General features: G+C 57.4%; 11 protein-coding genes. 1 reads left to right on the plus strand and 10 read right to left on the minus strand.

Annotated elements, in window-relative coordinates; translation table 11 throughout:
* Positions 1–6: 6 nt before the first annotated feature.
* From menE to menF, 6 genes are all read right to left on the minus strand, one after another.
* Positions 7–1389 carry an o-succinylbenzoate--CoA ligase gene (gene menE, locus ACMV5H_RS08330; protein ID WP_414821694.1) on the minus strand — a complete coding sequence of 461 codons (1383 nt, stop codon included), beginning with the start codon at positions 1387–1389 and terminating at the stop codon, positions 7–9.
* Positions 1377–2360: an o-succinylbenzoate synthase gene (gene menC, locus ACMV5H_RS08335; RefSeq protein WP_115158192.1), complete on the minus strand. Its 984-nt coding sequence runs from the start codon at positions 2358–2360 to the stop codon at positions 1377–1379. Before menC ends, menE begins: the two co-directional genes overlap by 13 nt.
* Positions 2360–3217: a 1,4-dihydroxy-2-naphthoyl-CoA synthase gene (gene menB / locus ACMV5H_RS08340; RefSeq protein WP_021805976.1), complete on the minus strand. Its 858-nt coding sequence runs from the start codon at positions 3215–3217 to the stop codon at positions 2360–2362. Before menB ends, menC begins: the two co-directional genes overlap by 1 nt.
* The gene (gene menH, locus ACMV5H_RS08345; RefSeq protein WP_021805977.1) at positions 3201–3989 is read right to left on the minus strand and encodes a 2-succinyl-6-hydroxy-2,4-cyclohexadiene-1-carboxylate synthase; all 789 of its coding nucleotides are present in this window, start codon (positions 3987–3989) and stop codon (positions 3201–3203) included. Before menH ends, menB begins: the two co-directional genes overlap by 17 nt.
* Entirely contained in the window at positions 3989–5662 is a 1674-nt protein-coding gene (menD, locus tag ACMV5H_RS08350; protein WP_021805978.1) for a 2-succinyl-5-enolpyruvyl-6-hydroxy-3-cyclohexene-1-carboxylic-acid synthase, read from the minus strand. The genes menH and menD overlap by 1 nt, the downstream gene beginning before the upstream one ends.
* 257 nt (positions 5663–5919) lie before the next feature.
* A complete protein-coding gene (menF, locus tag ACMV5H_RS08355) occupies positions 5920–7221 on the minus strand; it encodes an isochorismate synthase MenF (protein WP_115158193.1) in 1302 nt (433 codons plus the stop codon).
* Positions 7222–7509: 288 nt separating this feature from the next.
* On the opposite strand from menF, the gene ACMV5H_RS08360 reads away from it, so the two are divergent.
* The gene (locus ACMV5H_RS08360; protein WP_414821695.1) at positions 7510–16161 is read left to right on the plus strand and encodes a GH36-type glycosyl hydrolase domain-containing protein; all 8652 of its coding nucleotides are present in this window, start codon (positions 7510–7512) and stop codon (positions 16159–16161) included.
* A gap of 197 nt (positions 16162–16358) precedes the next feature.
* Here ACMV5H_RS08360 and elaB read toward each other — a convergent pair whose 3' ends face one another.
* From elaB to ACMV5H_RS08380, 4 genes are all read right to left on the minus strand, one after another.
* Positions 16359–16670 carry a stress response protein ElaB gene (elaB, locus tag ACMV5H_RS08365; RefSeq protein ID WP_166732998.1) on the minus strand — a complete coding sequence of 104 codons (312 nt, stop codon included), beginning with the start codon at positions 16668–16670 and terminating at the stop codon, positions 16359–16361.
* A 143-nt stretch (positions 16671–16813) separates the two neighbouring features.
* On the minus strand, positions 16814–17308 hold the full coding sequence (locus tag ACMV5H_RS08370; RefSeq protein WP_115158196.1) for a DUF1097 domain-containing protein: 495 nt from the start codon (positions 17306–17308) through the stop codon (positions 16814–16816).
* A gap of 225 nt (positions 17309–17533) precedes the next feature.
* Complete coding sequence (locus ACMV5H_RS08375; protein WP_414821696.1) at positions 17534–18775, minus strand: MFS transporter; 1242 nt, start codon at positions 18773–18775, stop codon at positions 17534–17536.
* A gap of 139 nt (positions 18776–18914) precedes the next feature.
* Positions 18915–19778 (minus strand): DMT family transporter, encoded by an 864-nt coding sequence (locus ACMV5H_RS08380; protein ID WP_021805984.1) that lies wholly within the window; start codon positions 19776–19778, stop codon positions 18915–18917.
* Between the last annotated feature and the right edge of the window lie 6 nt (positions 19779–19784).

Consider the following 19784-nt stretch of genomic DNA (forward strand, 5'->3'; position numbering starts at 1 on the left):
TACAGGTTATGCCTGCAGTTGGCTACTCGCCCACTGTTGTAGACGACGGCGCGAAATCTTTATGCCGCCGTTTTTTAGCTCGTCGGGCAACGCCAATGCGGCAATCGGCCGCTGGAAGTTCGCCAGCCGGTCCTGCGCCCATAGCATTAACCCTTCCAGCGTCAACTCGCCTTCCAGATCGACCACCGCTACCGGCCGTTGGCCAAACTCCGCATCGTCAATCGGTACGATAAACACCTGCAACACCTGTGGATGCGCGGCAAAAACGCGTTCCACATCTTCCGGCTCAACGCCTTCCCCGCCGCTAAAGAACAGGTTATCCAGCCGGCCAATAATACGCAGTTCACCCTGCTCCATCGCGCCACGATCGCGAGTATGGAACCATCCTTGATCGTCGGTAATGGGCACTAGCCCGCCCCGCAGCCAATAACCCAGCACCAGGCTGGTGGAGCGGATCCAGACTTCCTGATCCACCAGGCGTATTTCACGGCCTGGTAAAGGTGCTCCAACGCCGGGCAGCTCGTCGGCACGCTTGGCGCAAACCGTTGAAGCCAGCTCCGTCAAACCATAACCGCACCAGCAGTGGATCCCTACCGCCTCGGCCTGCTGGGTGAGTGACACCGGGATCATCGCCCCGCCGAGCAACACCTCTTTTAGCGCATGCTTGGCCATCGGTTCAGACAGCAGGCGCCAAAGTTGAGTGGGCACCAGCGAAGCATGGGTGCATCCCGCCAGCGCATCGGCCAAAGGTTGCATTTCACGCACCACAAGCTGTGCCCCCACCGCCAGCCAGCGCCAGATAATACCCTGACCAGACACGTGAAACAGCGGCAGCGAGAGCAGCCAGCTATCCTGTGGCTGAAACTCCAGCAGTTGCAACACGCCATCAGCACTGGCAAGGTGGCCGGCATAGCTATGGGCGGCGGCTTTTGGCAAGCCGCTGGAGCCGGAAGTCAGCGTCAACGTTGCCAGTCTTTGTTCATCCCACGGCAGCAGCTGCAAGTGGCACTCATCAACGCCCGGCGGCGACAAGACGATCGCGCCAGGGGGCAACTCAGGTAATCCGTCCGGGCTGAAAGCAAAATCGATATCCAGATCCGGCAGCAAAGCCGCCAGCATCGGCGCCGGCAGCGTCGGATTGAGCGGCAGCAGGCGCGCACCACACTGCAAGAGCGCCAGATAGGCCAACAGCAGCGGATAGCTGTTTTTCCCACACAGCAGCACGCCGCTACCGGGTAATACGCCCTGGCGCTGAAAGTCGGCAGCCAGCACTTCTACCTGCCGTTGCAACATCAGCCAACTGACCGGCTGTTGTTCAAAGATCACCGCGGTCGCCTGCGGGCGCTGTTTGGCCCAATGCCGCCACGGCCAATCACTCAACTGCGCCATACACACTCCAAGGTATCAATACCCAATAACGGCAAGGTGCTCTCTGGCCAGTTGCGTATCAACTGGGCCTGCATCAGGTTCAACGTATCCAAACCTGGCACCGTTTGCGGCGTCAGCCAATGCGCAATGCGCGCCAGCTGCGTCAACCCCAGACTGGACTCAATGCTGGAACTGATCACCGCCACCAATCCGGCCTGATGCGCCTGCATGACCAGTTCACGGCAGCGGGCCAGGCTCCCCACCAACGTCGGTTTGATCACAATCGCTGCCACGCCCGGCTCGGCCTGTACGACAAAATCGGCTTCACGCACGCTTTCATCCCAGGCGATGGCAATACCGGTTGCCTGGGCAAACTCACGGGATTCGTCACGGGTTTTGCAGGGCTCTTCCAGAAACGCGATGCGATCGCGCCACGCTGGGTTAACGTATTTGGCAAAGCCGTCCGCTTTGGCCCGGCTCCAACTGCGGTTGGCATCGAGCCTTAGCTTGAGGTCAGGTAAGGCTTCCAACAGGACATTGACGACCATGCCATCCCGCACCGCCTCATACATCCCCACCTTCACCTTGGCCACTTTCTCCCCCGGCAGCGCGGCCAACAGGTCGAACAGCTCGTCCGGATCGCCAGTGCACAGCGGCGCCTTGCGATAATCGGCCTGCATTGGCAATTGCCCAGCCAGTTCTGCGAGGGCACAACTGGTGCCGAAAGCCACCGACGGCAACTCGCTTTCCGCAGGCAGTTCGCCCGCAACCCAAGCCTGCACCCAGGCCAAAGTAGCCTGCTGCGCCTGGTCGAGTGTCTCCTGGCTGAACTCCGGTAAGGGGGCAATTTCCCCCCATCCTTGCTGCCCATCCTGTTGCAGGTGGATCAGCAAGCCATCTCGGGTTTTCAGCCGCTGGTTGCGCAGCACCACGCCCGCCTCCATCGGCAGGCTATAGCGATAGATCGCAGCAACACGGGTTAGTGCCGTCATTACGGGTTACGCTTGAATTTGCTGAAGTCAGGCTGGCGTTTTTCGATAAATGCGTTGCGCCCTTCCTGACCTTCATCGGTCATATAGAACAACATGGTGGCGTTACCCGCCAGCTCTTGCAGCCCGGCCTGACCATCGCAGTCGGCGTTCAGTGCGGCTTTCAGGCAGCGTAGGGCCATTGGGCTGTTCTGCAACATCTCACGGCACCAGCGCACGGTCTCTTTTTCCAGATCGGCCAACGGCACCACGGTATTCACCAGGCCCATATCCAGCGCCGCAGCGGCGTCGTATTGGCGGCACAGGAACCAGATCTCACGGGCCTTCTTCTGGCCCACGATACGCGCCATGTAGGAAGCCCCCCAGCCGCCGTCAAAGGAACCGACTTTCGGCCCGGTCTGGCCAAAGATGGCGTTATCGGCCGCAATGGTCAGATCGCACATCATATGCAGCACGTGACCGCCGCCGATGGAGTATCCAGCCACCATCGCCACTACCGGTTTAGGGCAGGTGCGGATCTGGCGTTGGAAGTCCAGCACGTTCAGGTGATGCACGCCGCTATCATCACGATAGCCGCCGTAGTCACCGCGCACTTTCTGATCGCCACCGGAACAGAAGGCTTTATCCCCGGCACCGGTAAGAATGATGGTGCCGATGCCGTCGTCATAGCGTGCGTTCGACATCGCCTCAATCATTTCCTTCACCGTATGCGGGCGGAAGGCATTACGCACCTGCGGGCGGTTGATGGTGATTTTGGCAATGCCATCGCTGGACTTGTGATACAGGATGTCTTCGAAATCACCCGAGCAGTCCTGCCAGTCGATCGCGGCGTACAGTTGTTCTTCATTGGGATACAGCATGTTTGGTTCCTTTTTTAGCAAGAAATGCATCGAGCGCGGCGGCAAAATCTGCCGGATTGGCCAGATGAGCGTTATGACCCGCCTCTGGCACGGTTTGCAATGGCAAACCGGCATCACGCGCCAACGCCTGAAACTTGTGATCGTCGGCACCGCATAACACCATCACTGGCAGTGCCAACTGTTGTAATTGCGGCACCAGCCAAGGTTGCCGCCCGAGGGACGTCGCCTCCAGCATATCGGCAATGGCCGGGCCATGATTATCTGCACGGGCGGCGATCAGCGCCTCGCGGTGTATCGGGCTGAGGTTGGCAAAGACCGGTTGGAGATACCAGTCGGCCAATACCGTTTTGATGCGTTCGGTGCGAAAACGGTTCGCCCAGGCGGCATCATGGGCACGCCGCTGGGCACGTAAATCCTCGTTCTCCAATCCAGGATTACCACCCTCGATCACAATACCTTGCAGCCCTTGCGCTTCTCCGCAGCAAGCATGGTACATGGCGATGCGCCCACCGAGTGAATAGCCCACCAGCCAGTAACGCTCAATATTATGCTGCTGCAGCGTAGCGGTGATTTGCCTGCTGACGTCGGCAAAGTCCAGGCAGGATTGATCGGCAGAATCGCCATGGCCGGGTAAATCAATCGCCAGCGAGGGCCACTGTTCACAACGCGAAGCGATCACCCGCCACTCATTGTTGTTCCCTAGCAGACCATGCAGCCAGATCAACCATGGCCGCTGGCTTTCACCTTGTTGTAGCACGCGGGAAGCCAGCATCAGTTTGCCCCCATTTTTTGTACCAGATGTTGCAAGGTTTCTGCGCCATCGCTCGGCGGCACCTGCAACTCAATCAGCGTGGCTCCGCTGTGACGCCAGGCTTTTTCCACTGCCTGCTGCAACTGCCCCCAGTTTTCCGGGCAAGCATAATCAAGCTGGAACATGGCTGCCGCCTGGCTGAACTCCACATCCTGCGGCATACAGTAAAACCGCTGGCGCTCAGGTTCCGGCGTTGGCAACAGCGAGAAAATCTGCCCGCCATTGTTGTTCACCACGATCAGCACCGTGGGCGCCGAACATTGGCGCAACAGAGCCAGGGCATTCAAATCGTATAGCGCGGAGAGATCGCCTACCACGGCCAACGTCGGCTTGGCTGTGGCGCGCTGAACGCCAGCTGCGGTGGAGATTAGGCCGTCGATACCGCTTGCCCCGCGGTTGCTGAACACCGGATAACCGGCAGGCAACTGGGTTAAGGCATCGATCAGGCGCACAATCAGGCTATTGCCGAGAAACAGCTGGCCGTTCTCTGGCAACAGCTCAGGCAGGCGATGGGCCAGTTGCGCCTCACCAAACCGGTTAACCAGGTATTGCGAAGTCGCATCGAGGGCATCATCCGCCAACGCGGACAGATCGCCAGCCCAAGGTGAGCGAGGTTGCGCCGGATGCAGATCGAGCCACTCGCCAACGGTGGAACGAATACGGCGGCCGCGATGATGCGCAGGATCGAGGCGCCCAGGCAGATCGTCGATCAGCCAGAACTCCTCCGGCTGGCAGCGCTCCTGCCACTGTAGCAGGCGTTTGCCCGTCAGGCTGCTGCCAAACTGCACCACCACCTGCGCACTGGCCAACAGATCGCGGGCCTGTGGGTTGGCCAACCATAAGTCGGCACAGGGCAGCGGTTGCCCCGTTTGCGAGAGGGCATCGCCGATCAGCGGCCAACCGAGCATGCCCGCCCATTCGGCCAGTTGCACACCCTCTTCCGCCCCCATCCTGCCAGCAATAATCACGCCGCGCTTCTGCCGCCAGAAAAACCAGTCCGGCTGCTTAATAACCCGATGGGGATCCATTTCACGCAGCCAAGGGTGCGTATCCTGCCACCAGTCCCCTAGCTCCGCCGACCACTGCTCATACTGCTGTTCATCTCCGCCATATAACGGCTCCGCAAACGGGCAGTTGATATGCAGAGCACCGTGCCGCAGACGCGCCATCGCGCTGTCCAGGGTAGACACCAGCCAGCGAGCCGGAATATCCGGGCTTGGGCGTGGCAAATCGATATTCAAGGTAGGGTGGCTCGAGTAGAGGCCGTTTTGGCGGATCGCCTGATTGGCACCGCAGTTAATCAACTCCGGCGGGCGATCGGCGGTGAGAAACACCAGCCGCTCCCCGGTTAGCCCGGCTTCGATCAGGGCAGGATAAAGATTTGCTGCCGCGGTACCCGAGGTGACGATCACCGCCACCGGCTCACGCGTGGCCTTTGCCAGACCGAGCGCTAAATGGCCCAGGCCCCGCTCATCGAAATGAGTATGACAGACAAAAGCGCGGTTCGCGGCAGCGGCCAGAGTCAGAGGCGTTGAGCGCGATCCCGGAGCGATACAGACATGCCGCACTCCATGGCGGACCAGCGTTTCCAGCAACAACGCCGCCCACCGGCGATTAAAAACACTTGTCGACATATTTCGCTCATCAGTAGTAAACAGAGGTTACGCGCCGAAGCCTACCCAAACGAGGTAGCGAACCGGGGATCATAACTCTGAATTATATAAGTAATTATCTTTACGGCTTTTGCGCTGGCGCAAAAACGCCGTATTTCCCTGTGGCAGGTGGCCTGCAATAAATCAATTTCGACCCATCAATGCCCAATAGCGCCCCGAAAGAGAACAAAAAAGAAACATATAAAACACAACAAGTTTACACACGAAGATCGGCCTGCTCAATGTACCGGCCCAGAATGTTCTGACTGCAACAGCGTGCGCAAGCCCGCCGCCTTGTTTTCGATCTCTTGCCACTCCTGCGCCGGATCGGAACCGGCCACAATCCCCGCCCCGGCATACAGCTCAACACGAGCATCCTCGATCTGGCAGGAACGCAGCGCAACGCAGAACTCCGCCTGTGACGCAGAGAGATAACCCGCAGAGCCGGCATACCAACCGCGGGAAAAAGGCTCATGCTGGCGGATAAACTCTAGCGAGGCCTGGCGCGGCAGCCCGGCGACCGCAGCCGTCGGTTGCAGCCGTTGCAGGCAATCGGCATCATCACCCTGGTTCAGTTGCCCTTCAATACGCCGCCGCAGATGCTGTACCTTGCGCAACCGCACCACCTCTGGTGGCAACACATCGACCGCTCTGGCACCGCCTTGCAAACGCTGACAGATATCATCAACCACCAGCAGGTTTTCCTGTTGGTTCTTGCCGTCTTGCCGCAACCACTGGGCCAGTGCCTGGGCTTGCCGCTCATCGGGATGGTTGGCAACCGTCCCCGCCAACGCTTCAGTCAGCAAATGTTTTCCCTCACGCAGGTACAATCTTTCCGGGCTGGAGCCAAGAAATGCGGAATGTGCATCAAAGCGCAGCATAAAGTGGTAGCATTGGTGATTCACCCTGCGGCTGGCGGCCATCATCGCAGGAGCAAACAACGGACTCTCCAGCGTCAACACCGAGCTGCGCGCCAAAACCACCTTATCCATCTGCTGCCGATTTATCGCCTTCAGCGCATCGCGCAGCATGATTTCCCACCCGGAACGTTCCGGCTGATGCTGCACCGACAGCACGTTCACCTGTAAATTCTCGATCGGTTTGGTTACCAGCAGATTTTCAAGCCAGGCAAGCGCCGCTTGGGCATCATCACTCAATGCTTGTTCAGAAAACAGGTTTAGCGTCAGTTCACACTTGCCTTGGCGGTTGAGAATTTCCAGGCGCGGCAAAAACAGCTGGGCGTCACCGTCAAAGGCAGTCAGCCCCCACAAACGGGCCGCAGGATAGGCATTCACGAATGCCTGCGCCATTGAAGGGTGTGAAAACTGCCGCAAAGCGCCGCACACAGCCGCCTCCTGCCGCCCTTCGCGATGACGCCAGTAGAATTGAGGGAACAGCACCTGCGCCGCCAGCCACTCCAGCAACATATCGCTCAGATGGCCGGGAACCACCAGAGTTAACTGCCGAAATCCGGCTTCACGGGGAAAATCGTGCCCAAGCTGCTGACGTAACCGCCGCAGCACTCCCGAAAGTTGTTCCACTGCCACCTCATTAACCAAACGCTATGTGGGGAATTATACGGTAAATCAACCCTCACGGGCGGAAAAATAGCGTCTATTAACCTATACCTTGCGTCGCTAATTATTTATTAAAATTGAAGTTTGAGATTAAAAAACAACCACACGCGCACGGCGGAACTATACTTAGACGTCATGTTCCTGCCGCAGTGAAATCTTGTCATATCAAATCGATAGTTAAATCAAGATGTTCACAGCCTCCCAACGGTATTAACCCGCTGTCCTTTGGGTCAGATGAAAGGAGCTTTTTGCGTGAAAGAAATACTTATCAATTGGTTAAAGAAGCAGCGCCGACACCCCAAAGTAGCTCGGTTGCCCTTACGGCATAACCGTGCCACGGCCGAAACCCCTCCCGCCAGCAACATCAAGGCAGAGCTGTTTTCGGTCGACCAAATGGAACGCTATGGCCAGCGCCTGGCACGCTCCCATAAGCTGGCAACCCATAAAACGCCCTACTATTTGCTCAAACGTCTCGATAACAACGAGCAGGTATTAACGGACAGTTGCCGCAGGTTGAGCAACGACAAGAGAAACACCATGACCCCGGCGGGCGACTGGCTGCTGGATAACTTTTATCTTATCGAGGAGCAGATCCGCGTCGTTCGGCACCATCTGCCGAAAACCTTCGGCCGTGGGCTGCCACAGTTAACCGCCCCGCACAATTGCCCACGCATTTTCGATATCGCCACCGAAGCCATTGCTCATGGCGACGGGCGATGGGATGCCGAGAGCCTGACGCGCTATATTGCCGCCTACCAAAAAGAGGCCAATCTGACCCTGGGCGAGCTGTGGGCGCTACCGGGCATGCTGAGGCTGGCACTCATTGAAAACCTGCGCCGCGTGGCGGTAGAAGTGGCTCAGGCACAGGAAGAACGCAGCCTGGCCGATAGTTGGGTGACTAAAATGCTGGAATCGGCGGAAAACGATCCGGCCAACCTGATCATTGTGATTGCCGATATGGCGCGCTCCAACCCGCCCCGCACCAGCGCCTTCGTGGCGGAACTGGTGCGTCGTCTACAGGGGCACGGCACCATGCTGGCGCTACCGCTGACCTGGGTTGAGCAACGCCTGGCCGAAGTCAGCCTGACCTCCGACGAGCTTATCCATCGTTTCAACCAGCAACTGGCGGTCAGCCAACTTTCCGTCAGCAACAGTATCGCTGGCCTGCGGCAACTGAGTGAAATGGATTGGGCAGAATTTGTTGAGACCATGAGCAAGGTCGATCAGACGCTGCGCGAAGACCCCACCGGGGTTTATCCTTTAATGCATTTCGATACCCGTGACAACTATCGCCATGTGATCGAGAGGCTGGCTCGCCACTGTTCTCACAACGAGGTGGAAGTCGCACAACACGCTCTGAATATGGCACGGATCGCCGCCGAAGACCCCCGCAACGATCCACGCACTCATCACATCGGCTATTACCTGATTGACCATGGCCGCACGCAGTTAGAGCAACAGCTTGACGTGCGGCTTAGCCGTATTACGCGCATCCGTCAGGCGCTCAGCCAATCCCCACTGCTTTCCTGGCTGGGCAGCATCAGCCTGCTCACGACGGCCTGCTGGGCTTTGCTGTTACGCCATGCCCATCAAACCGGACTCACCTGGGGGTTGTTGATCTTGCTGTTCCCATTGGGGATGGTGCTCGCTCAGTTCGTCATTAGTCTGCTCAGTGAGATCACCACCCGCAGCCGTTCTCCACAGCCGCTGCCAAGGCTGGATTTTTCCTGTGGTATCCCGGCAGAGTTCCGTACGCTGGTTGCCATTCCCACGCTAATAAGCAGCAAGTCCGGCATTGACCAGTTGATCAACACGCTGGAAGTTTGTTATCTGGGCAACGCCATTAAACACCTGCATTTTGCCCTGCTCACCGACTTCAATGACTCGCCCCGGCAACAGCAGCCCGACGATACCGAACTGCTGACCTATGCCAGCCAAAAGATGAACGAGCTCAATGCAAAGTATGCCTGCGAAGGGCCAAGCCACTTTTTCCTGTTCCATCGCGATCGCCAATGGAATGAAAAACAGCAGAGCTGGATGGGGCTGGAGCGTAAACGTGGCAAGTTGAACGCGCTGAACGACTGGCTGCGTAACCGTGGCAATGCGTTTACCACTCAGGTTGGCCAAGGGCTGGAGGTGCTGAAAAACGTCAAATACGTGATCACCCTGGACAGCGATACCGTGCTACCGCGTGAAACTGCACACCGGCTGATCGCCGCTATGGCCCATCCCCTGAATCAACCTCAGTATGATGCCAAACTGCAGCGAGTGGTGGAGGGTTATGCCATCCTGCAACCCCGCATGGCCGAAGAGATCCCCGCTTATGGTCAGAGCCGTTATGCTGCCCTGTGCAGCAGCACGCCGGGCAACGATCCTTATACCCAGATGGCTTCAGATATCTATCAGGATCTGTTTGGCGAAGGCTCGTTTATCGGCAAAGGGATTTATGATGTTGACGTCTTCTCCCACAGCCTGAAGGGCACCTGCCCGGAAAACCTGGTGTTAAGCCACGATCTGCTGGAAGGCTGCTATGCCCGTTCCGGTTTATTGAGCGATGTCTTGCTCTATGAGCAGTATCCAAGCAACTATCTGGTCGATGTTGCCCGCCGTACTCGCTGGATCCGCGGCGATTGGCAGCTGTTTAACTGGCTGTTGCCCCGCGTCATCACCGAAGACGGTTCGCGGGCCGCTAACCCATTAAGCCCCCTGTCGCGCTGGAAACTGTTCGATAACCTACGCCGCAGCCTGGTAGCCCCCTGCTTTCTGTTGCTGTTGTTCTTTGGCTTAACCTGGCTACCGGATACCCCATACTGGTTGGCGGTGTTCGCCATTATTCTGCTGCTGCCTACGCTACTGGCGCTGTTGCAGGATGTGGTGCGTAAGCCCCCGCGTCGGCCTGTTATTCAGCACTTGCAGTTGGCACTGAAGGGCTCACTGCATCGGCTGTCTCAGATTGGCCTGCGTCTGGCCGAGCTACCTCATGAAGCCTGGTTCAGCCTAAAGGCCATTGGTATCACCCTGTGGCGTCTATTGATCAGCAAACGCAATCTGCAAGAGTGGACCAGCTTCGACCAATCCAAACACCACCTGACCGTCACGCTGGCGAATTTTTATCGTAACCTGTGGATCAACCCGTTGGCAGGTGTTGCACTGTTGCTATTGGCCGCTTTTTCCAGCCCGGTAGCGCTGTTAGCCGCTATCCCGCTGGCCGCCTTGTGGATCCTGTCGCCGTACCTGCTTTATTCGCTTAGCCTGGAGCCACAGCGCAGCAAAACGGCCATCGACGATCGCCAGCGCCGTTTCCTGCGCCAGAGCAGCCGAGAAACCTGGGAGTTTTTTGCCACCTTTGTCAACCAGCAGGAAAACTGGCTGCCGCCGGATAACTACCAGGAAATTCCAGAGCCGGTGGTGGCACATCGCACGTCACCCACCAATATCGGGCTGGCGCTGTTGGCCGACCTTACCGCCTATGACTTCGGCTATATCACCCTCAGTTCGGCCTTGCAGCGTATTACCCTGACGCTGAATACGCTCGATCGCATGGAGCATTACCGTGGTCACCTGTACAACTGGTACGACACGCGCACTCTGGAACCTCTGAATCCACGGTATGTTTCCAGCGTGGACAGCGGTAATTTCGCGGGCCATCTGCTAACCCTGAGCGCGGGCCTGCCAGGGTTAGCCATGCAGCCAGTTATCGAGCCAGCCCGTATTCTGGCCGGATTAGAAGATACGTTGCTGATACTGGAGCAACACTGGGGTAACGCCGCACCGAAAGGATTAACCAAACTGCGCAAACACTGGGAACAGGCGCAGAACGCCCATCCGGCGGCACTACAGGCTGAACTCAATGAAATGCGTAACCACTGTAATGGATTGCAGGAACCCGCTCTGCAACAGGGTGACGAGGTCAAACGCTGGGCCGGCAACCTGCACCAGCAGCTCAACGAACTGTGCGCCGAATGGGCATTATGGTTTGGCTGGCTGAGCGACAGCATGCCGGAGCTGGAGCAAATCCCTGGTTTGCATTGGCTGGCCAACCCACCTAAACAACTGACGTTGTCGACAGAACAGCAAACGCAGTTGGATGCCGTACAGCAATTGGCAAGGGAACGCCTGGAACAGTTGGTTCAGCTGGCCCAACGCCTGACAGCAATGGCGCAAATGGACTTCAGCTTCCTGTATGACGAAGCGACCCATTTGCTGACCGTCGGTTTCAACTGCGATCAAAACCGTGCCGACAGTGGTAAATACGATCTGCTGGCCTCGGAAATCCGCCTGACCAACTATGTCGCCATTGCCACCAACCAAATTCCACAACGGAGCTGGTTTGCGTTAGGCAGGCTGTTTACGGTGATCGACAAGGAGCCAGCGCTGATGTCCTGGAGCGGCTCGATGTTTGAGTACCTGATGCCGCAACTGGTGATGCCTGCCTATCCCGATACGTTGCTGGTACAGATGTGCCGCTCTGCAGTGGAGCGGCAAATTGCCTGGGGCAAAGAGCGCGGTGTACCGTGGGGGATTTCCGAGTCCGGTTACTTCGGCTTTGACGCTTTGCAAAACTACCAGTATCACGCCTTTGGTGTGCCGGGTTTAGGGCTGCGGCGTGGACTGGGTGACGACATGGTGATCGCCCCTTACGCCACCATGATGGCGCTGATTGTCGATCCCGACAGTGCCTGTAGCAACCTGGTGGAACTGGAAAAAAACGGTGCCAAGGGCCGTTATGGCTTCTATGAAGCGCTGGACTACACCACTTCACGCCTCAGCCGGGGGCAGCTGTATGTCATTGTTCGCTCCTATATGGCTCACCACCAGGGTATGAGTTTCCTGGCGCTGTCACACCTGTTGCTGGATGCGCCAATGGTGAAACGCTTTGCCAGTTACCCCGCCTTCCAGTCAACCCGTTTGCTGTTGCAGGAACGGGTGCCTGATGCGGTTGAGCTGTACAGCACCCGCCGCCACTTCGAAACCCATGAAGGCGCGATTAAACCGGCTAGCTTCGCCGCACGTGAATTCACCCGTGTGGATACACCGATCCCGGAAGTTCAGTTGCTGTCGAATGCCAACTACCACCTGATGATCACCCAAACCGGCGGTAGCTACAGCCGCTGGCAGAATCTGGCGCTGACCCGCTGGCGTGAGGATGCCACCTGCGATAACTGGGGGGCGTTCTGCTACCTGCGCGATCCGCAAACCGGCGAGGTGTGGAGCAATACCTGGCACCCTACCGGCGAAACCGAGAAAGGCGGCTATCGCGCGGTCTTCAACGATGCCGGGGCGGAATTCCAACGCAAGCAGGGGCTACTGTCGGTGAAAACCCAGGTGGTGATCTCCCCTGAGGACGACATCGAACTGCGGCGCTTAACCTTGGTGAACCGGGGCAAACAGCCGCGGACCATTGAGATCACCAGCTATGCCGAAGTGGTGCTGGCCCCGGCCAGCAACGATTTGGCGCACCCGGCGTTCAGCAATCTGTTTGTCCAAACCGAACTGTTGCCGGAACAGGATGCCATTCTGTGCCATCGCCGTCCGCGTGAGCCGAAAGAGAAATCGCCGTGGTTGCTGCATATGATGTCGGTCCAGGGTGCCAGCAGTAAAACCTCCTTTGAAACCGACCGGGCCAAGTTTATCGGCCGTGGCCGCACGGCAGCCAACCCGCAGGCGCTATATCAGAATCAACCCCTGACCAATAGCGCCGGGCCGGTGATCGATCCGATCATCGCCATCCGTCAGCGGATCCGGCTGGAACCCAACGTGCCGCTGACTCTGGATATCTTCTACGGCGTGTGTGAAGACCGCGCCACCAGCCTGGCGATGTTGGAGAAGTATCGCGACCGCCATATGGCCGACCGTATTTTCGAACTCGCCTGGTCGCACAGCCAGGTGGTGTTGCGCCAGTTGAACGCTAACGAAGAAGACGCCAATCTGTTTAATCGCCTGGCCAGCGCGGTGGTGTTCCCGGCGCAGGAAATGCGTGCCGCCAGCAATGAAATCATCAATAACCGCCGCGGGCAGTCCGGCCTGTGGGGCTATTCGATTTCCGGCGATCTGCCGATCGTGCTGCTGTCCGTCACCGACAGTGAGAATATCGGGCTGGTGCAACAGCTCATTCAGGCGCACAACTACTGGCGGTTGAAAGGATTGCTGGTCGACCTGGTGATCCTCAATGAGGATTCCGGTGGTTACCGGCAAGATCTGCAAAATCGGATCATGGGGCTGATCGCCGCCGGGATGGAGTCTTCCCTGACGGACAAACCCGGAGGGATCTTCGTCCGTTCCAGTGAACATATGTCACCGGAAGATCACACCTTGCTGCTGAGCGTAGCGCGGATCTATCTGGATGACCGCCGCGGTGGCCTGACGGAGCAACTCAACCAACGGTTGCAATTGCCGCAAACGCTGCAACAGCCATTGGGGCCGCCGACCGCCTCCTCCAAACTGGCTACCATGGCCAATCTGCCGCGTAATTTGCATTCGCCACAGTTGCCAATCATCGACAAACTCCAGTTCTACAACGGATTTGGCGGGTTCTCTGAGGATGGCAGCGAATATGTGATCGCCATGAACGAAAGCAAGGTGACGCCAGCGCCGTGGTCAAACGTTATCGCCAACCCGATGTTCGGTTCGGTGATCTCTGAAAGTGGCCAAGCCTACACCTGGTATGAGAATGCGCATGAATACCGCCTGACGCCTTGGGATAACGATCCGGTCAGCGATCGCAGCGGCGAGGCTTTCTATCTGCGCGATGAAGAGAGTGGTCACGTCTGGTCACCAACGCCGCTGCCCGCCCGTGGACGCGGTCATTACCTGACGCGTCACGGCTTTGGTTACAGCGTGTTTGAACACCGGGAAGGCGGTATCGACAGCCAGTTGACGATGCTGGTTGCCAAAGACGCTCCGGTGAAACTGTTCCTGCTGACGCTCACCAACACTTCTGGCCGTACGCGGAAGCTCTCGACTACCGGCTATGCCGAGCTAATCCTCGGTGATTTGCGCCAGAAATCGGCGATGCACGTGGTCACCCGCGTAGCCACACCGCCTGGTGGCTGTGGCATCCTCGCCACCAACCATTACACCAGCAGCGGATCGCCACGTACTGCGTTCTTCGGCGTTACCGGCGTCCATTGCTCAGTCACTGGCGATCGGCGGGAATTCATTGGCCGTAACGGTTCGTTGGCCGCTCCTGCCGTACTTAAGCTGCGGCGGTTATCCGGCAAGACCGGTGCCGGGTTGGATCCTTGTGGCGCAGTTCAATCGGCCATCAGCATGATCGATGGCGATCAACGCAGCTTTGTGTTTGCGCTTGGTCTGGGACAAGATGCCGACGAAGCCGAATCTCTGCTGCGTCAGTATCTCAGCGAAGAGGCATTGCAACACGAATTGCAGCAGGTCGCTGCCCACTGGGACAAGATCCTCAACAAGGTGCAAATCGGTACGCCTCATCCCGCGGTTAACTTGCTGGCTAACGGCTGGTTGCTGTATCAAACCCTCTCCTGCCGCATTCACGCGCGCAGCGGTTATTACCAGTCCGGCGGCGCATTTGGCTTCCGCGATCAGCTCCAGGATACCCTGGCCCTGACGCATGCCTTGCCTGAGCGGATGCGTGAGCAGATCCTGCTGTGTGCTTCGCGCCAGTTTGTTGAGGGCGACGTTCAGCACTGGTGGCATCCACCGCAGGGCAACGGGGTGCGCACCCGCTGCTCCGATGATTACCTGTGGTTGCCGCTGGCCATTTGCCACTACCTCGACTCGACCGAAGACTCGTCGATCCTCGACGAACAGGTGGGTTATCTGGAGGCCCGTATACTGGCACCGGGTGAAGAGTCTTCTTATGAACAGCCTGGTGTCAGCTCGAAACAAGAAAGCCTGTATCTGCACGGGGCCAGGGCGCTGAAGCATGGCCTGACCTTTGGCGAGCATGGTTTGCCGCTAATGGGTGCCGGTGACTGGAACGACGGCATGAACATGGTGGGATTGGAAGGCCGAGGTGAGAGCGTTTGGCTGGGCTTCTTCCTGTTCTATATTCTGCAACGTTACGGCAAACTGGCCACCCACCGCGGCGATCTGGAGCTGGCAGAACTGTGCCGCGAGGAAGCAGAAAAACTGCGCGCCAACCTGCACAACAACGCCTGGGATGGCGAATGGTATCGCCGTGGTTACTTCGATAGTGGAGAACCGCTGGGTTCACACCAAGCGGCAGAATGTCGCATTGATGCCATCGCCCAGAGTTGGTCGATCCTTTCCGGTGCGGGTGACAAAGATCGCAGCGCACAAGCAATGCAATCTCTGGATAAGCACCTGGTGGACGACCAGGCCGGCATCATCAAACTGCTGACCCCACCTTTTGACGGCAACGGCCCGAATCCTGGCTACATCCGGGGTTATCTGCCCGGCGTGCGAGAAAACGGCGGTCAATACACTCACGGGGCGGTATGGGCAGTGATGGCGTTTGCCGAGATGGGCAATATCGAGCGCGCCTGGGAACTGATGGCGCTGATCAACCCCATCAACCACAGCCTGGATAGCACCGCGGCGGAGCGCTACAAGGTCGAACCTTATGTCGCCACGGCGGATATTTACGCGGTCGCCCCGCACGTTGGGCGCGGAGGATGGAGCTGGTATACCGGCTCGGCGGGCTGGATGTATCGGTTGATCGTCGAGTCGCTGCTGGGGCTAAAACGCCACGGCAATACGCTTTCCATCCATACCCGCTTACCGGCAGATTGGCCACCGGTCACCCTAACCTACCGTGAAGGGGAGAGTGAATATCACTTCACCCTACGCCAAGGGGAAGGAGAAACGCAGGTGATGATTGATGGTGTGTTGCAGCAGGAAGCGGTGATTACCTTGGCTGATGAGGCTAAAACCTACCTGGTGGAGGTAATTCTGGGAAAGCAATAAGGTACGCAGTAGCTAAATAGCTATGTTTAATAGCGCTACACCCGAAGCTTGAGACAGGAGGGAGTCATTGCAGGTTAGCCGACCGTTGAGCGCATGGATGCGCGATTGCGAGCCCCCAGGGACGGGTTTACGGCGTGTCGGCGTTCTGCATGACTCCTTCCTGTGACACTATTCGGCAGCTATCGCGCTCATTGGTGTTACTTGCGGGCCAGCAATAGCCCAAGCACCAAACCTACCGTGGCACCAATGCCAACGCTATGCCAAGGCTTGTCACGGACATAGTCATCGGCACGACATGCCACCTCTTTCGCCCGCACGTAATAACATTCGGAGCTATTTGCCAGACGCGACTTGATGTCTTTTAGCGCCCGCTCGGCATGGGCTTTGATATCCGTATAAGCCTGATCGGCTCGATCGCCAGAGTAATCCAACACGTCTTGCAGTGTGTCACTCAGCATTCTCAGATCGTCGTCCAGCGTCGTTTGGTTCTCGTTTCGATTTATCGCCATCTTTAAGCTCTCCGTTATTAACAAATTCAACGTTGCTTAACCATCAACAATCATTGGTCGTAGTCCCATGGTAGGACACGACCTGGATACACGCCATCGGAATGTTGATTAAAAAAGAGGCGAGGCAAGATACTGACGCCCTTTCAGGCGTCGGTGGAGGCTTGTTCGGCCAGCGCTACAGAGGGCGATTTACGGCGTGCGGCCAGCCACAAGCCACTGTTTTTCATGGCGTAGCCAAACAATAGCCCGACCAGCAGTGAGACGGTGATCAATGGCCAGTTGCCATCACCGGCGAAGGTGGCGCAGGCACCGATAAAAGTCCCGGGAACAAAACCTAACCATTGTTGTTTGGCCTGAATGCACATCAGGAAGGCGACGATGCCAGTCAGCAGGTAGCCCAGAATGCTCCAGGCAGGTTCCAACGCGCTGCCGTGAATGATGACCATCGCCCAGAACACGCCGCTCAAGCAGGTCAGCGTGCTGATCGCCAAGCCCTTGAGGCCACCTTGCGGGCAGGCAAAATAGGCCGTGCAGCCAAGAAAGCCCGCCCAACTGATTAGCCCAAGGCTGATGGCAACCCAGCCCCATACGCCGGAGAGAATACCGGTAGTTACCGCAATGGCAAAAATGACGTTCATAATCCTGATCCGCTAAAAATAATCCACACAGTTTACGCGAAATCAGTCAATACGATGTGATAAAAATCACATCAATAGTGCAAATTGATGCATTGCAATCATTAAAATGAGATATTAATCACAAAAATAGGGCGTTTTTTCATCATCCTACGCGAAAAAACCGCTAGCCACATGATTGAATAAAGGCGGTGATCACAAGAGCGACCACCAGCCAAATAGCCAGGTTCAGCGCGGGAAGCCCACTCGCGTAACCCATAACCCCAACACCACACAGACGATGACAGTCACCAGGAATAATAGGTTTACCGCCAGATGCAGACTGGCATGGTCGATGATACTGCCAAGTAGAATGGGCACCCAGTTGGCAACATAAGCAATCACATAGAACAGCGAGATCAGGCGTGCATGGCTGGCTTGGGGTGAAATCAGGTTAACCAGCGTCGCACTGCCGACAAAGATGGCTCCGTAAGCATAACCGGCAATGACCATCCCCGCAGCGGCCAGCCCCAGTGAATGGATCTGAATGGCTTCGGCAAAGACCACCACCGCTAACGCCTGTGCCAGGCAGCCAAACATCAGCGAATGGCGTGCATTGATTTGACGACTCAGGATCTGGCTGGCCCCGGCAATCAGCAGGTAGACCGCAATCACATAGCCGAAACTGCTGCGGTTTTGCATACCCAGCAGCGTTTCCGCCACGTTGGGGCCGATCGCCAGGATGCTGGCAGCCAGCGCCCAACAGACAAACAGCGCGCCGGCACACACGAAAAACCGGCTCCCGGTCGCGCGCAGGCCCGCAGCCAAGGTATTTTCCCCTGCCCCAGTATCCTCAGCCAAACGGACGCCAGCTTTGACCACCACGCGCACAGGCCAGCTCAGCATAATCCCCAAAGCGGCAATCGTTGCCACCGCCATGATGATCACAAACGGCAGCGAGGTGGTATGAAAACCGGTCTGCAACGCTATACCACTAAAAATCGGCCCCAATGCCAACCCGGCAGTAAAGGACAAGGTAGCAATTAGCGCCGCCTGCTTGCCACCGTCCGCAGGGCCAAAACGCACCAACGCAATATTTGCCGCACCGGTCAACGCCCCCGTGCCTACACCGGCCAGCAAGCGAGCCATCAACATCAGGGAAAATGAATCAGCCAGGGCAAAAAGCAATGCTCCCAACAACACCACCAGCAGCGCCGGGACGATCATGCTGCGTAAATCTTTTACCTTGCCAGCCAGGTTGCCCACGGCGAACAGGGAAATCAGTACGCCAGCGGCATAAGCCCCGTAGATCAGGGTCAGGCTGACCGAGGTCAGTGCCAGTTGCTGTTGGTACAAGGGATAAAGCGGCGTTGGTGCACTGCTGTTGAGCAGTGCCGACATCAATGCCAGCGCTAGAAACAGTGCAATGGCTCCAGGCGAGGAGGCCGTGTTGGCTCGCGCGGTTTTATCAACGGCTACACCGTCGGACATGATTTTCTCCCTAAATACGCAGGCAAATCACCTCACCCGCAAAATATCAGGCGCTCATCATAGCGTTCAGAGCAGACCGCCAAAACCACCAACAATGCAGCACTATGATGCATTGTTGCAGGTGGCCAGAGCGGCAAAATCACACCGAAGCCGTGGCTACCTTTTTAGCGGGTGCACGGCGCAAAATGGCCAACGCTCCGGAAAGGATGATCAGCACCATGCCCGCCGCGGCGATAAACGACAGGGTCTGGGCAAAAATCAGGTAGCCGAGCAGCGTGGAGAAAATGATCGTGCTGTAGGAAAGAATGCCGACGGTGACCGCATTGCCGCCGCCATAGGCGCGGGTCATGGTGATCTGCCCCAGGCTGCCGAATACGCCGATAGCGCAGACATACAGCAGGCTGGTGGCATCCAACGCCGCGAATCCGACAATCGAACTCATCACCACGCCGAACAAGGTACCAACCAGAGAGAAGTAGAACACCACACGCAGTTCAGGCTCCCCGGTACGCACCAGTTTGCCGACGTTGAAATAGGCCAGTGCCGTCAGCAATCCTGACAGCAAGCCAATCAAGGTGGCGGTATATTCCCCGTTCGGTACATCTGGACGCAACAAGATCAGGATGCCCACAAAGCCCAGCAGCACCGAGAACAGCAACCTGCCGGTCAGTTGGCCTCTTGCCGTGACGAAGGTGATCACCGATTGGAAAATCGGATTGGTATAGCCCAGCGTGGTTGCGGTAGCGATAGGCAGATGGATCAGCGCATAGAAGCCGCAATACATGGCCGCATTGCCAATCGCGGCGCGCTTCATGTGCAAGCCAAGATGGCGGGTACGAAAACCGATATTTTTGATTTTTATCAGCGCCGCCACGATGGCCACGTTGATCAATGAACGGTAAAAAATAATATCGAAGAAACCGACCTTGGCCGAAGCCAGTTTGATGCAGGCCCCCATCAGCGCGAAGAACACGCTGGCAGCGACCATCCATAAAGCAACCATGATTTC

This window comes from Serratia sp. N21D137 (assembly GCF_047530005.1).
Taxonomy (GTDB): domain Bacteria; phylum Pseudomonadota; class Gammaproteobacteria; order Enterobacterales; family Enterobacteriaceae; genus Chania; species Chania fonticola_B.